A 13,669-nucleotide genomic window follows, 5' to 3' on the forward strand; every position below is an offset into this window, starting at 1 on the left:
GCTGTTCACCCGGTTGTTCCTTCTGGAAAGTTCTGAAGCGTCGTAACTCCAGTCTCCCAGACTCTTCCGGGTGAACAACCTATTGAGACATCACATCTAGGCAGGCAGTCAAACAGGGAGACAACAATGATCAGGTTCAGGAAAGACGGCACATCATCGAAGAGGGCGGCAGCACTGGCCTGCCTGCTGTGGGCAGGCGCCACGTGGGCGCAGGGCTACCCGGCCAAGCCGATCACGCTCGTGGTGCCGTTTGCGGCCGGCGGGCCCACCGACGTCGTGGCGCGCATCCTGGCCGGGTCGATGACCCGCACGCTGGGCCAGACCGTGGTGGTGGAGAACAAGGTCGGCGCCGGCGGCACGATCGCCGCGGCCTACACCGCGCGCGCCACGCCCGACGGCTACACCTTCCTCATCCACCACAACGGCATGGCGACGGCGCCCGCGCTCTACCGCAAGCTGAGCTACAGGCCGTTGGCCGACTTCGAATACGTCAGCCAGGTGATCGACGTACCGATGACGCTGGTGGGGCGCAAGGACATGCCCGCCAGGGACTTCCGCGAGCTCATGGCCTACGTCAAGGCCAACGGCGACAAGACCAACCTGGCGCATGCGGGCCTGGGGGCCGTGTCGCACCTGTGCGGCGCGCTGCTTCGCCAGGCCATGGGTGCATCGATGACCACCGTCCCCTACCAGGGCACGGGCCCGGCGATGAATGCGTTGCTGGCCGGCCAGGTCGACCTGCTGTGCGACCAGACCACCTCCACCACGCCCTACATCAAGGCGGGTTCGGTCAAGCTCTACGGCGTGACCACGAGCACGCGCCTGAAGACGCTGCCCGACACGCCGACCCTGGCCGAGCAGGGGCTGAACGGATTCCACCTGGTGGTCTGGCATGGCATCTACGCGCCCAAGGGCACGCCCCGCGAGGCCATCGACAAGTTCGGCGCTGCGCTGAGGGCGGCGTTGAAAGACCCGGCGGTCGCGCAGCGCCTGGCGGAACTCGGTGCGGTGATTCCCTCCGACGACAAGCTGACGCCGGCCGGCCTGCAGAGCTGGCTGCAGGAGGAGACGAAGCGCTACGAGCCGGTGATCAAGGCGGCGGGACAGTTCGCCGATTGAGTCGGCCGCCTTGCCCTAGAAGCTCACGCCCAGCGACAGCACCACGACCTGGTCGGCCGATCCCGGATTGAACCAGTAGCCGCCCAGCGTGAACCGCTCCCAGCTCAGCTGGGCGAAGGGCCCGGCCTGGACGTTGCGGTCGCCGCCGTAGGCGCGGGTGCGCTGCACCGCCGCGCCCAGCCGCAGCCAGGGCGCGGCCTTGAAGCCCAGCTCGTTCCAGGCGTAGAGATAGCGGCTGCTGCGGTCGTCGGGGTTCCGCACGTATTCGATCTCGGTGTAGAAGTCCACGCGGCCCCAGGCGAGGCTGCCTTCCAGGCCCGGCACGAAGGCGTCCGTCGTGCCCCAGGCGCCGCCCAGCAGCGGCGTCAGCTCCCAGCTCAGCGGGCCGCTGCTGCCCGAGAAATTCCAGCCCACGAAGGCCGAGCGCGCGCCCACCGATTCATAGTTGTAGCGGGCTTCCAGGTGCAGCGCGCCGCGGTCGGCGGTGACGATGGCGGACGTGTAGCTGTCGCCGTTGCGGATGGAGGTGGGATAGACCGTGGCCGCAAAGCTCCAGGCCGACTCGTCCTTCTGTGCAGCACCGTCGTCTGCGGCCTGCGCAGCGCCTGCTGCAGCAGCCACCAGCAGAAGCAGGATGCCCTTGCGCACGATCGCCCTCATCCGCCCAGCGCGTGAATGGCGCCCACCAGCAGCGTGCCCAGCGCCGCCATCTTGATGCCGGCGCGCCAGCTGCCATAGCCGGCGTAGTGGCCCAGCGTGAAGCCGCCGAAGAAGAGCATGGCCAGTGCAATGATGCGCGACAGCGTCTTGGCCGCGCCTACGTCGTCCATCAGCGCGAAGGGAATCACGACCGGGAAGGTGGCAATGACCACCAGCAGGAACACCGCCAGCGCTGCCAGCAGGTCGCGCCCGTTCAGGCTGGCGCGCGCGGGCACCGAGGGCAGGGAGACGATGCGCAAGCGGATGGCCTCCAGCTCTGCGGTGGAGACCAGGCCGGAGACCACGCGCGTGAGCGAGCGCTCGATCAGGTCCTGGCCGGCCTGCGGACTGGCGCCCGCCGCGCGCACCGCGTTCAACAGCGTGAGCGACTTGCCGCGTTCGGTCGCCGTGCGCACCAGGTACATCACCGCGTCCACCAGCCCCCATGCCAGGTTGCAGCCCACGGCGGCCACGAACAGGGCGCGGATCTCCGCGTGCCCGGCCTCGGCCACCGACACGGCGCCTGTGAAGCTCACGGCCATCAGCAGGCCGAAGATCAGTTCGGAAATCCGGTCCACGGGATTGAGCACCGGCTCGCGTTGGGCACGTGCAGGGACGGCGTCCTGGCTCATGGGCATTTCTCCTCGCAACCCTCTTGGGGCCGGATGATGGCCACACGCAGGCGCCGTGGCAAGTAGACTCGTGCCGGGTGGAAGCTAGGAGGTGGTGATATGGCAACACTGTGGCGGGACATTCGCCAGAGCCCCTTGCTGTGGCTGCTGGTGTTCGTGCCGGTGGTCTTCGTGGCGGCCCGGCTGCGGCCGAGCTCGCACACGCTGCTCTTCGTGCTCTCGGTGCTGGCCATCGTGCCGCTGGCGGCGCTGCTGAGCCACGCCACCGAGTCGGTCGCGGCCAAGACCGGCGACGCCGCCGGCGGGCTGCTCAATGCCACGCTGGGCAACCTCACCGAGCTGGTGATTGCGCTCACCGCGCTGGCGGCGGGGCAGGTGATGCTGGTGAAGGCGTCCATTGCCGGCGCGATCGTCACCAACACGCTGTTCATGCTGGGCGCGTCCTTCCTGCTGGGTGGCCTGAAGCACCATGTGCAGGAGTTCAACCGGCTCAGCGCGCGAGTGCAGTCGGGGCTGCTCTTCCTGGCCACGATTGCGCTGCTGGTCCCCTCGGCCATCACCACCGCCGACCCCGCCGCCAAGGCGGCCTTCACGCAGACGCTGAGCGTGGGACTTGCAGTGCTGCTGATTGCGGCCTACGGGCTGGGCCTGCTGTTCTCGCTGAAGACGCACCGCGAGCTCTTCGCCAGCGCCTCGCATGGGGAGGAGGGCGAGGCACCCTGGCCCATCGGCCTGGCGCTGGCTACGCTGGCTGCCGTCACCGTCCTGGTGGCCCTGGTGAGCGAGGTCTTCGTCGAGTCGGTGCAGGCCGCTGCCGAAGCCTTCGGCATGACGCCGGCGTTCGTGGGCTTCATCGTGGTGTCGCTGGTGGGCGGCGCGGCCGAGATGGCCTCGGCCTTCTCCGGCGCGCGCAAGAACCGGCTGGACCTGAGCGTGGGCATCGCCCTGGGCAGCGCCTCGCAGATCGCGCTGTTCGTGGCGCCGGTGCTGGTGCTGGTGAGCTACTTCATCGGGCCGGCGCCGATGAGCCTGCAGTTCTGGCCCGGCGCGGTGGTGATGATGCTGGTGGCCACGCTCACTGCCGTGTTCGTGACCAACGGCGGACGCTCGGCCTGGTTCGTGGGCGTGCTGCTGCTGATGGTCTACCTGATTTTCGCGATGACGCTTTACCTGATGCCGCCGCGCTGACGCTGTACCTGATGCCGCCGCGCTGACGCGGCGGGCGGCGTGATGGCCAGGGTCTCAGCGGGCAGGCAGTGGTTCCAGTTTCTTGAGCAGCTCTCGATCCGCCGGCATTGGAACCGAGGCCGGGCGAAGCAGCGAGGGGCTTCTGGGTCAGCTACTGATCGGCGGGCGCCCACCAAGAGGCATGTCAAACCCCCCAGTCGCATCTCCCGGGACGCGGCGCCCGCGCGTCAACCACCTTGGCGCAGCGTTCAGCGAAATGACCCACGCCCGCGGTGGAATTTGACCTACGCGCGTGGCGCGCCGCAACGCTCACGGCTTGGGTTCCTTGATATTTACATTGGTGCGACGCAAATTTTCCAGAGCGAACGTCGAAACAGGACTTGCCATGACGAGCCGAAACACAACTTTTCAAACTTCGACTCCCGAGCCAACAGGCGTACCTGGCCTGGACGAGGTATTGACTGGCGGACTGCCCGGTGGCCATCTCTATCTCATCGAAGGAACGCCCGGTGCGGGCAAGACGACTCTCGGCTTGCAGTTTCTTCTTCAAGGTCGAACCCTTGGTCAGAAAGGGCTGTACGTGACCTTGTCAGAAACCTCCGATGAACTGGCTGAAGGCGCCTTCTCGCATGGTTGGGACTTGCAGGACATCGAGATCTTCGATCTCCTGAGCGACGAAGGTCTCAGCGCGGAGGCAGAGCAGAGCATCTTGCAGCCCTCCGATTTTGAACTCGGGGAGACGATTCGCGGGATCATGGCGCTCGTAGAGCGCATCCGGCCGGAGCGCGTGGTCTTCGATAGTCTTTCTGAGCTGCGACTGTTGTCGCAGAATCCGCTGCGCTATCGACGTCAGATACTGGCGCTCAAACGCTTCTTCCATACGCATCAATGCACCGTTCTGATGCTTGACGACATGTCGACTGGTGCAGGAGATATGCATCTGCACAGCATTGCGCACGGCGTGATCCGACTGGAGCAGAACACAGGGACTTATGGGCCCGACAAGCGGCGTCTGCGAGTGGTGAAGTTGAGAGGCGTTCGGTTTCGCGAAGGCGTCCATGACTTCAACCTGGACAAGGGCGGAGTTCAGGTATTCACCCGCCTGGTGGCCAGCGAACACGGACGCGCACATGCGGTCGAGGCCGTCAGTTCCGGCAACGCGCAGCTTGACCAGCTGTTGGGCGGCGGTCTCGTCCCCGGAAGCAATGTGTTGTTTGCGGGCCCTGCGGGCGTCGGAAAGACGACGACGGCTGTGTGTTGCGCGCGGGCGGCAATGGAGCGTGGAGAAAAGGCTGCTCTCTTCCTGTTCGACGAAGGCATCAAGACTCTTCTCATGCGGTCGCGGGCTTTGGGACTTGACGTCGAGCGGTTCCACTCGACAGGGCAGTTGTCCATTCGAACCGTCGATCCCGCCGAGATCTCCGCGGGCCAGTTCTCGCACTATGTTCGCGATGCCATCGAGCAGCAGGGCGTGAGCACGGTGGTCATCGATACGCTGAACGCTTACCTGCTCGCAATGCCTGGCAGCAACTTCCTGCTCCTGCAGATGCACGAGCTATTGACATACCTCAATTTGCAGGGGGTGACGTCCATTCTGGTCCTGTCTCAGCACGGCCTCGCGGGAGACATGCCGAACGATGTTGATCTGAGCTATCTGAGCGATTCGATGCTGCAGTTCCGCTACTTCGAGGCCCGAGGGCAACTCTTGAAGGCAGTGTCCGTGGTCAAGAGTCGCGCCACCGCTCATGCTTCCACCATTCATCAGTTTCGACTCGGTGTGGGTGGATTGGAGATCGGCAATGCGTTGACGGACTTTCAGGGTGTCATGGCGGGCGTTCCGCGCTACCTTGGTCGCACATCGTTGCTGGGCGAAACTGGTCAAGCTTGAGGGCAGCGTGGAAAACCGAATACTCGTGCTCGCCCCCTTCGGTCGCGATGCCCAGGTCATCAGCGAGGTGCTTTGCTCACGGAATCTCAAGGTACAAATCTGTCCGGATGGCGATTCATTGGTTCAAGAGATCCAGAAAGAATCCGCAGCGACCATCTTGACGGAAGAGACTCTTGGCGAGGGTTTGGTGAAGGAACTGCATGCGCTGTTGGAGCGGCAGGCGCCGTGGTCAGACTATCCTTTTGTCGTTCTGGCAGCGAAGCAGACGTTGCGGCGCTCCGAACGTGCGCGGTCAGCGCTGGAAGGCCTCACCAACCTGGTACTGCTCGAACGCCCGGTCAATCCTGACACGCTCGCGAGTGCCGCGCAGTCGGCACTCCGCGCACGCCAACGCCAGTACCTGACACGCAAGCATCTCGCCGAACTCCAGGCGTCGAAAATCAGCGTCGAGCGGCTCAACGACCAACTTGAAACACGAATTGCCGAGCGCACCACTGACCTTGCCAGCGCAAATGATCGACTGATGCGCGAGATACTGGAGCGCGAGCGAGTCGAGAACTCGCTTGTTCAGAATCAGAAGATGGAAGCATTGGGCAGGTTGACAGGGGGCATTGCGCACGACTTCAACAACCTGCTGCATGTCGTCAACTTGAATCTGCAACTGATTCAGCGAGGGGAGGTCGCGGACGGCCGCGTGAGTGAGTGTGCGCGAAGGGCGAAGGAAGCCGTCGATCGGGGATCGAGATTGACGGGCCAGTTGCTCTCGTTCGCTCGCACGCAAAGCCTGGTCCCCAAATTGCACGACGTCAACGCATTGATACGAAACATCGGAGAGCTGGTTTCGATCTCGGTCGGAGCGCACGTCAAGCTGTCACTGGTGCTTTGCTCCGAGCCGGCGTATGTTGTAGTCGACGCGGCGCAATTGGAGATGGCGATTCTCAATCTATGCGTGAATTCGCGCGATGCGATGCCCAAGGGCGGTGATCTTGAGATCGCTACCTCGATCGCGGCCGCGCAGGACGGCCGGGGCTGCCCGGAGCACCATCTTGGCTCACTGTGCGTGTCGGTGCGAGACACCGGCGAAGGAATCGCGGAGAACCTGCTGGGGAAGATCTTCGATCCGTTCTTTACGACGAAGCAGCATGCAGGGACAGGGCTCGGATTGAGTCAAGTCTACGGATTTACTCGTCAAACAGGCGGCACGGTTGAAGTCCAGAGCAAAGTCGGTGCAGGAACGACGGTGACGCTGCGCTTTCCGCTCGCACCCGTGCCGGAAGATGCGATTTCCGAGGGCTCGACAGCTGCGCCCGAGGCAGCAGTGATGTCTGCGGCAGAAATCCTGGTGGTGGAGGACGATCCAGGCGTTCGCAGAAGCATGGTCGAGACCCTGCAGGTTCTGGGCTTCCGGGTTCGCCAGGCAGTGGACGGCGTCGAGGGATTGGTTGAGCTCGAGAAGTCGAGGCCGGACCTTCTGCTGGTCGATTTCCTGATGCCGCGCATGAACGGCGCGGAGCTGATCAGTCACGCGCGCGCGATGTACAGCGACATTCCAATACTGCTGGCCACTGGTTATGCCGACATGAATGCAGTGGAACGCCAGATTGGGCCGCAATCGATACTGGCGAAGCCCTTCGACCTGGACACCCTGGGCAAGGCCGTTTCAGCAGCGCTGCGAGGGAGGCCCCCGGCTTTGGGATAGCGGCCGGCTGGTTGCACGAACGTCTTGCGCCGCGGCCGCCGTATACGCCCCTGATCAGAAAGATCGGCGACGTGGTGATCACCGGCACGCCCGAGGGCCCAGGAAGCCATCAGACCGAGCAGCTGCCAGTGCCGGAGATCCGCGGCTCGACGCTCGGCTAGGCGCGCGCGAGGTACATCCCGCTGAAGCTCGGGAAGGAATGCGCCGGATGCCCCGGCAGGATCAGCGAGCGCTCGTGCACCGCCCACTGGTCCTGCAGCGCGAAGCCGGTGCCTTCGAAGTCCGCGATGAAGTCGGCACGGTTGTGCACATGAAAAGGTGCGTAGCAGCCGTCGCCGATGTTCTGCGCCGTGACGAAGTCCGGCCCGTCGTACAGCGGCAGCTTGTTCAGCAGCACATGGCGGGGCCGCAGGCCGTTGGCCTCGAGCAGTTCGGTCGGCCGCTCGTAGTCGAAGAACTGGAGCGCACCCGCGGACAGGACGATGTCGCAGTCGGGGGCCTGAGCGAGATCGTCGACGAATTCCAGTGCGCTCACGCCGCGCCGGCGGGCTTCCTCGCGGCCGATGCGCGTCATGGCCGGGACCTCGACCACGCACCAGGCCAGATCTTCGGGCATCTCCATGTATCTGGCATAGGCGTAGTAGTGCACGCCCACCGAGCCGCCGAGGTCCAGCACCCGTCGCGCGCCGCTGGCCAAGGCCAGGCGCAGCCACCACAGGATCGGGTAGTCGTAGGAGAAGATCTGGTTCGAGCGGATGTTGATGTATTCATCGGCCAGCGAGTCCTGGTTGAACTCGTTGCTCGCAGGCAGTGCCGCCCGGGCCTGCGCGAAGTTGCTGTACAGGCCGTGGTAGGACCCCGCACCAGCCTCGGAAAGAAAGTACTTGCAGTGCTCGTTGATCCGTGCGGAACGAGCCAGTGGACTGTCTGCGACCTGGCGAACCAGATGGCGCAGGCGTGTGATCGCCATTTCGGGAAACTCCAATCAAGTCTGGGAACATGCCGGCCCACCCTTCGTGGGCTCGGCCGGGATTCGCGGGCCAACTGCATGCAGGCCGATGCCTGGTGCAGATGGCATGCAGCGCGGACCGTGCAGGCACGGCCTCTGGCTGCAGGGCAGATCAGGAAATGAAGCGAGGGGGACGCTCGATGCCGTCGAGAAGAGGTGGGCGCGGAACCGGTACGGCCGGGGTATGCGGGCGCATCGACTGCGTCTGGATCAGCTGGATGTGGTGATCGCCCACCAGGCCCGTGGGTTGGACCTGGTTGTCTTGCGCGATGTACTCGAAGGACTCGGTCGATGCATCCTGCGAGACGGCGCCGTCACGAAGATGGTCCGCCTGTTGCGGCAACTGGAGGGGGGCTGTGCGACCGCGCAGATCTGCCTGGATCATGGCTTGGATGTGCGCAGCGCTGCCCGCAAGAAACACAGCGATCATCATCCAGGCAAACAGGAGTCGGCGGGGCACGCGAGCAGTCTAGCAGGGCCCCTTTCTGCGAAGCGCTTTTCGGGCAGGTGGCTGCGAAGGACGGCGTCCGCGGGTGTTGTAGGCCGCAACTGACGAGCCGGGCGCAGGGACTCAGCGCGCGGTGGCCGCCTCGAAGTGCGCCTTGGCATGGCGCTGGATGCAGGCGACGAACTGCTCTGCGGCCGGCGTGAGTGGGCGCCCGCGCCTTCGCACCACGCACACGCGCATCTCGGGCAGGGGCTCGTCGACGTCCACGCGCACGATGCCGTGGCGCTTGAAGGCCAGGTCTGCCAGGGGTTCGACGAACAGGCCCACCAGGTCCATCTGCCCCACCAGCGCCAGGGCCACGGTGACCGATTGCCCCAGTACCACGCGGGTGGACGGCGGCAGGGCCAGCGGCGCGATCAGCGTGCTCGACATGGCATCGGCCTCCGCACCCCCGTCCCCGGGCAGCACCCATTCCGCGGCGCGCAGGCCTTCCAGCGAGCGAACGTGCCTCAGCGGATGCCGCGTGCGCATGCCCACGACCAGGCGCACCGGGAACAGCTCGGTGCTCTCGAAGTCCGGCCCGAGCGAGCCGGGCTGCACGTGGATCACGGCGAAGTCGATCCGTCCCTCGTGCAGCAGCTTGAGCATCTCCGGCAGCACCGCCTCGTTGAAGTGCACGTCGACCGAAGGCTGGCGCGCATGGAATTCCTTGAACACCGGCGGCAGCAGCGTCAGCGCGAAGGAGGTACTGACGGCCAGCGACACGCGGCCCTGCAGGCCGTCGCGCAGTTGCGCCACCTCGTCACGGGCGCGGCGCATGTCCTCCAGCAGCTGCCGCGCACGGGGCGCGAAGGCGGCGCCGTACTCGGTGAGGCGCACGCCCTTCACGCTGCGCTCGACCAGCGGCACGCCGAGTTCGCGCTCCAGCTCTCGCACGATCTTGGTCACCGCGGGCTGCGACACGCCCAGCTGGCGTGCCGCGCCGCGGATGCTCTGGTGGCTGGCGACAGCGACGAAGGCCTGCAGCTGGTTGGGCTTCATGGTGGGCGGGATGATAACGAGGGGTTATCTCCTGATGCACATTTTTGTCTTTTCGCTGATAGCGCGGCCGCCTACCATGCCGGCGCGACTTCGCCGTGAAAGCAAGTGCCGGCGAGGCCCGAGGCACCTCCAACACCAAAGAGCCCATCCCGATGACCGTTTCTCCCGCACGCCGGCCGGGCAGCCGCCGGCAGACCATCGTCGCCACCACCATCGGCAACGCCCTCGAGTTCTTCGACTTCACCGTCTACGGCTTCCTGGCCGTGCTGATCGGCAAGCTCTTCTTCCCCACCTTCAGCGAGTTCGGCCAATTGCTGGTGGCGGTGGCGACCTTCGGCGTGGGCTTCATCATGCGGCCGCTGGGCGGCATCGTGATCGGCGCCTATGCCGACCGCTCGGGCCGCAAGAAGGCGATGACGCTCACCATCTTCCTCATGGCGCTGGGCTGCGCCATGATCGGCCTGACGCCGACCTACGCGCAGATCGGCGTCGCGGCGCCGATCATCATCGTGCTGGCCCGCCTCATCCAGGGCTTCTCGGCCGGCGGCGAGGTCGGGGCCTCCACCACGCTCCTGGTGGAGCACGCCACGCCTGCCAACCGCGCCTACATGGCCAGCTGGCAGTTCGCCAGCCAGGGCCTGGGCATCCTGATGGGCGCGGTGCTGGTGGGCGCGCTCACCGCGACGCTGGCGCCCGCGTCGATGGAAAGCTGGGGCTGGCGCCTGCCCTTCCTGCTGGGCATGGTGATCGCGCCGGTGGGCATGTACATCCGCCGCCACCTCGAGGAATCGCTGGACGAGGCCTCCAGCGCACCGCGGCCCGAGAAGAGCCGCCTGGCCGAGGTGCTCAGCGAGCACGGCGGCACGGTGCTCGCAGCCATCCTCACCATCAGCGGCGGCACCGTCGCGGCCTACGTGGTGACCTTCTACATGCCCACCTACGCCATTCGCGAGCTCGGCCTGCCGCCGCTGGCGGGATTGATCGGCGCTGTCCTCACCGGCCTGCTGTCTTTCGTGCTGGCGCCCTTCGTGGGCCTGATGGCGGACCGCTGGGGCCGCAAGCGCCTGATCGTGTGGAGCCGCCTGGCGATGGGGGTGCTGATCTATCCCTGCTTCCTGTGGCTGAACGCCGCGCCCTCGCTGGGCGTGCTGTGCACGGTGGTCGTCATCCTCACCATCGGCCTGGTGGTGCAGACCGTGCCGGGCCTGACCATGCTGCCCGAGATGTTCCCCAAGCGCGTGCGCGCCAGCGGCATGTCGCTGGTCTACAGCGTGGGCGTGGCGCTCTTCGGCGGCTTCTCGCCCTTCATCAGCACCTGGCTGGTCAACGCCAGCGGCCACAAGCTGGCGCCGGCCTGGTACCTGCTCATCATGACGCTGCTGTCGCTGGTCGGCCTGATCTGGCTGAAGGACCACACCGGCCGCGACATCGATGCCGTGCCAGCCGCGGCCTGAAATCACCTGGAGCCATCGGAACCCCATGACGAATTCCCAAGCCATTTCGCGTTGCTTCTCCGGCACCTATGCCGAGGCGCGCGGCAAGTTCCTGGATGCGGCCGCTGCTCGTGATGCCCGGGTGCAGAGCTTCGAGCTGCCCGGCCTGCGCGGTGCCCTGGGCGAGACGCTGGCCATGGACGTGGCCCGCCTGGGCCCGGCCGACGCGAAGCGCCTGCTCGTCGTCAGCTCCGGCACGCACGGCCCGGAGGGCTTCTGCGGATCGGGCTGCCAGGTGGCGCTGCTGAACGACGACGAACTGCTGGGCCGCCTGGCCGACGCGAAGCTGGGCCTGCTGCTGATCCACGCGGTGAACCCTCACGGCTTCTCGCACCTGCGCCGCACCAACGAGGACAACATCGACCTCAACCGCAACCACGTGGACTTCGGCAAGGCGCTGCCGCTCAACCCCGCCTATGCCGAGGTCGACCCGCTGGTGCTGCCGGCCACCTGGCCGCCGACGGAGGCCGACAATGCGGCGCTGGCCGCCTACATCGGCAAGCACGGCGAGGCCACCTACCGCGCCAACGTGACCCGCGGGCAGTACGTGGTGCCCGACGGGGTCTTCTACGGCGGCGCGGCGCCCAGCTGGAGCAACCGCACCGTGCGCGCCATCCTGCGCGAGCATGCGGCCGAGGCGACGCACATCGGCTGGATCGACGTGCACACGGGCCTGGGCCCCTACGGCCACGGCGAGAAGATCTACCCCGGCCGCCCCGAGGGCCTGGCACGTGCGCGCGCCTGGTGGGGCGCGGACGTGTTCGCGCCCTTCGAGGGCACCTCCGCATCGGCCGACGTGTCGGGCCCGGTGGTGTCCACCGTGTACGACGAATGCCCGGACGCCGCCGTGGCCCTGATGGGCCTGGAGTTCGGCACGCTGCCCAGCATGGAAGTGCTGCAGCGCCTGCGCGCCGACCATTGGCTGAACCGACACCCCGAGGCATCGCAGGCGCAGCGCCGCGCCATCCGGCAAGGGCTGCGCGAGGCCTTCTATTGCGACGAGGACACCTGGAAGGGCATGATCGTCGGCCAGTCGCGCGTCGTGTTGCTGCAAACCACCCAGGGGCTGCGCGCGGCCTGAGCCCCCGGGGCGGCGCACCACTTCGGCGCCTTCGGAGGGCGCCCGATCGGCACGCACATTGCTTCGACCCTCCGCCCATGGACCCACTGCTCATTCTTGCTGCCGCGCTTCCCGAATGCCGCCTGTCTGCGGGTGAGGCGGTGGTGCGCGAGGGCGAGTCGGGCAGCGGGCTCTGGATCCTTTCATCGGGCGCCCTGAAGGTCGTCAAGGCCGGGACCGAGATCAACACCATCACCCGTCCCGGTGCGGCGGTCGGCGAGATATCGCTCCTGCTCGATGCGCCCTACAGCGCCACCGTGGTGGCCAGCGAGCCCACGGTGCTGCGCTACGCGGCCGACGGGCGCGCCTTCCTGGCCAGCGATCCGCGCATCACGCAGCTCATCGCCGTCGGCCTGGCCGAGCGGCTGCACTTTGTCACCACCTACCTGGCGGACCTCGTCCGCCAGTACCGCGACGCGTCGCCGGGCCTGGCCATGGTCGGCGAGGTGCTCGGCCAGCTGGCGCACCACCAGCGCCCGGCAGCGTGGCCCGGCTCGGTGCGCGAGCCCGATCCCGACTACTGAACCCGTCGCCGCCTGGAGTTGCTCAGAACACGGAGCGCGCCGGTGCGTGCGCTGCATCCAGCGCCACGGACTCCTCTCCCATCATCGAATACCAGGTGGCCGCCCCGGCTGCGAGATCGATCACGATGTGCGCCGGCACCGGCCCGATCTGCCGGCCCGCATTGAAGACCCAGGTGCCGCCGATGCGGTCGGCCCAGGCGCCGGCGGGCTTGAAGGGCGGTTCGTGCACATGGCCGGCCAGGACGAAATCCGGCTGGAATGTTGCGATCCAGCCGGCCAGGTCGGCGTCGCCGTAGTGGCGCCTGCCGTTCCAGCAGGTGGGCGAGCCCATGGGCGGCCAGTGGTAGACCCAGGCCCAGCAGGCCGGTCGGCGGTCTGCGTCGGCGGCCAGCAGGCGCTCGACCTCCTCGCGGCCTGCGGGGCCGTCCCACCAGGGGCAGATGGTGACGAGGGTGTCGTCGCCGGCCTGCGCGTGAAGGTGCAGCGAATCGCCGTCGGTGGCCACGCCCGGCCGGCGGCTGTCGGGCAGCCACAGCGCGGCGCGCTCGCCGTGCCGGTCGCTTCCGGTCAGGTCATGGTTGCCGGACGCCAGCACCAGGGACCGGCCCGGCTTCATCAGCGAGAAGTAGCGCAGCAGCACCAGCGACTGGGTGCCCAGCGGGACGGGCGAGCTCACGTCCAGGTGGTCGCCGGCAATCACCACCAGGTCGAAGGAGGGTGCGCAATGCACCACCCAGTCGAGCTGTGGCAGCGTGTAGTGCAGGTCGGAGACGAGGAGGATGCGCACCCCGAGGACGCAGCAATATCCT

General features: G+C 66.7%; 13 protein-coding genes. 7 read left to right on the forward strand and 6 right to left on the reverse strand.

Annotated features, from left to right (window positions below):
- Positions 1 to 126 precede the first annotated feature (126 nt).
- The gene (locus BM345_RS26820) at positions 127 to 1,119 is read left to right on the forward strand and encodes a tripartite tricarboxylate transporter substrate-binding protein (RefSeq protein ID WP_093386109.1); all 993 of its coding nucleotides are present in this window, start codon (positions 127 to 129) and stop codon (positions 1,117 to 1,119) included.
- 15 nt (positions 1,120 to 1,134) lie between these two features.
- Here the strand turns inward: BM345_RS26820 and BM345_RS26825 are convergent, their stop codons facing one another.
- Together BM345_RS26825 and BM345_RS26830 are read right to left on the reverse strand one after the other, a co-directional pair.
- Positions 1,135 to 1,779: a hypothetical protein gene (locus BM345_RS26825; RefSeq protein WP_093386112.1), complete on the reverse strand. Its 645-nt coding sequence runs from the start codon at positions 1,777 to 1,779 to the stop codon at positions 1,135 to 1,137.
- The gene (locus tag BM345_RS26830) at positions 1,776 to 2,450 is read right to left on the reverse strand and encodes a hypothetical protein (RefSeq protein WP_093386115.1); all 675 of its coding nucleotides are present in this window, start codon (positions 2,448 to 2,450) and stop codon (positions 1,776 to 1,778) included. Before BM345_RS26830 ends, BM345_RS26825 begins: the two co-directional genes overlap by 4 nt.
- 99 nt (positions 2,451 to 2,549) lie before the next feature.
- Between BM345_RS26830 and cax the strand changes: the two genes are divergently transcribed.
- The 3 genes from cax to BM345_RS26845 all read left to right on the forward strand — a co-directional run bounded on the left by cax (position 2,550) and on the right by BM345_RS26845 (position 7,225).
- Positions 2,550 to 3,638: a calcium/proton exchanger gene (cax, locus tag BM345_RS26835; RefSeq protein ID WP_093386117.1), complete on the forward strand. Its 1,089-nt coding sequence runs from the start codon at positions 2,550 to 2,552 to the stop codon at positions 3,636 to 3,638.
- 385 nt (positions 3,639 to 4,023) lie between these two features.
- Positions 4,024 to 5,526, forward strand: coding sequence for an ATPase domain-containing protein (locus BM345_RS26840; RefSeq protein WP_093386120.1), 1,503 nt, complete (start codon positions 4,024 to 4,026; stop codon positions 5,524 to 5,526).
- A 7-nt stretch (positions 5,527 to 5,533) separates the two neighbouring features.
- On the forward strand, positions 5,534 to 7,225 hold the full coding sequence (locus tag BM345_RS26845; RefSeq protein WP_093386122.1) for a response regulator: 1,692 nt from the start codon (positions 5,534 to 5,536) through the stop codon (positions 7,223 to 7,225).
- 157 nt (positions 7,226 to 7,382) lie between these two features.
- On the opposite strand, the gene BM345_RS26850 is transcribed toward BM345_RS26845, so the two are convergent.
- The 3 genes from BM345_RS26850 to BM345_RS26860 form a co-directional block, all read right to left on the reverse strand.
- A complete protein-coding gene (locus BM345_RS26850) occupies positions 7,383 to 8,195 on the reverse strand; it encodes a methyltransferase, TIGR04325 family (protein ID WP_093386125.1) in 813 nt (270 codons plus the stop codon).
- Positions 8,196 to 8,346: 151 nt separating this feature from the next.
- A complete protein-coding gene (locus BM345_RS26855; protein ID WP_093386128.1) occupies positions 8,347 to 8,694 on the reverse strand; it encodes a hypothetical protein in 348 nt (115 codons plus the stop codon).
- A 111-nt stretch (positions 8,695 to 8,805) separates the two neighbouring features.
- Positions 8,806 to 9,723: a LysR family transcriptional regulator gene (locus BM345_RS26860; protein WP_093386130.1), complete on the reverse strand. Its 918-nt coding sequence runs from the start codon at positions 9,721 to 9,723 to the stop codon at positions 8,806 to 8,808.
- 152 nt (positions 9,724 to 9,875) lie between these two features.
- On the opposite strand from BM345_RS26860, the gene BM345_RS26865 reads away from it, so the two are divergent.
- The 3 genes from BM345_RS26865 to BM345_RS26875 all read left to right on the forward strand — a co-directional run bounded on the left by BM345_RS26865 (position 9,876) and on the right by BM345_RS26875 (position 12,860).
- Positions 9,876 to 11,177, forward strand: a complete 1,302-nt coding sequence (locus BM345_RS26865) for an MFS transporter (protein ID WP_093386133.1) — start codon at positions 9,876 to 9,878, stop codon at positions 11,175 to 11,177.
- A gap of 25 nt (positions 11,178 to 11,202) precedes the next feature.
- A complete protein-coding gene (locus BM345_RS26870; RefSeq protein WP_093386135.1) occupies positions 11,203 to 12,297 on the forward strand; it encodes a M14 family metallopeptidase in 1,095 nt (364 codons plus the stop codon).
- A gap of 77 nt (positions 12,298 to 12,374) precedes the next feature.
- Positions 12,375 to 12,860 carry a Crp/Fnr family transcriptional regulator gene (locus BM345_RS26875; protein ID WP_093386138.1) on the forward strand — a complete coding sequence of 162 codons (486 nt, stop codon included), beginning with the start codon at positions 12,375 to 12,377 and terminating at the stop codon, positions 12,858 to 12,860.
- A 22-nt stretch (positions 12,861 to 12,882) separates the two neighbouring features.
- Here BM345_RS26875 and BM345_RS26880 read toward each other — a convergent pair whose 3' ends face one another.
- Positions 12,883 to 13,647 carry a metallophosphoesterase family protein gene (locus tag BM345_RS26880; RefSeq protein WP_093386140.1) on the reverse strand — a complete coding sequence of 255 codons (765 nt, stop codon included), beginning with the start codon at positions 13,645 to 13,647 and terminating at the stop codon, positions 12,883 to 12,885.
- Between the last annotated feature and the right edge of the window lie 22 nt (positions 13,648 to 13,669).

Origin of the sequence: Variovorax sp. OV329 (genome assembly GCF_900114785.1) — a bacterium.
GTDB lineage: Bacteria > Pseudomonadota > Gammaproteobacteria > Burkholderiales > Burkholderiaceae_C > Variovorax.

Coding starts and splice junctions, on each gene's coding strand:
- BM345_RS26820 (WP_093386109.1), top strand. CDS start 127: ATGATCAGGTTCAGGAAAGACGGCACATCATCGAAGAGGGCGGCAGCA.
- BM345_RS26825 (WP_093386112.1), bottom strand. CDS start 1,779: ATGAGGGCGATCGTGCGCAAGGGCATCCTGCTTCTGCTGGTGGCTGCT.
- BM345_RS26830 (WP_093386115.1), bottom strand. CDS start 2,450: ATGAGCCAGGACGCCGTCCCTGCACGTGCCCAACGCGAGCCGGTGCTC.
- cax (WP_093386117.1), top strand. CDS start 2,550: ATGGCAACACTGTGGCGGGACATTCGCCAGAGCCCCTTGCTGTGGCTG.
- BM345_RS26840 (WP_093386120.1), top strand. CDS start 4,024: ATGACGAGCCGAAACACAACTTTTCAAACTTCGACTCCCGAGCCAACA.
- BM345_RS26850 (WP_093386125.1), bottom strand. CDS start 8,195: ATGGCGATCACACGCCTGCGCCATCTGGTTCGCCAGGTCGCAGACAGT.
- BM345_RS26860 (WP_093386130.1), bottom strand. CDS start 9,723: ATGAAGCCCAACCAGCTGCAGGCCTTCGTCGCTGTCGCCAGCCACCAG.
- BM345_RS26865 (WP_093386133.1), top strand. CDS start 9,876: ATGACCGTTTCTCCCGCACGCCGGCCGGGCAGCCGCCGGCAGACCATC.
- BM345_RS26870 (WP_093386135.1), top strand. CDS start 11,203: ATGACGAATTCCCAAGCCATTTCGCGTTGCTTCTCCGGCACCTATGCC.
- BM345_RS26875 (WP_093386138.1), top strand. CDS start 12,375: ATGGACCCACTGCTCATTCTTGCTGCCGCGCTTCCCGAATGCCGCCTG.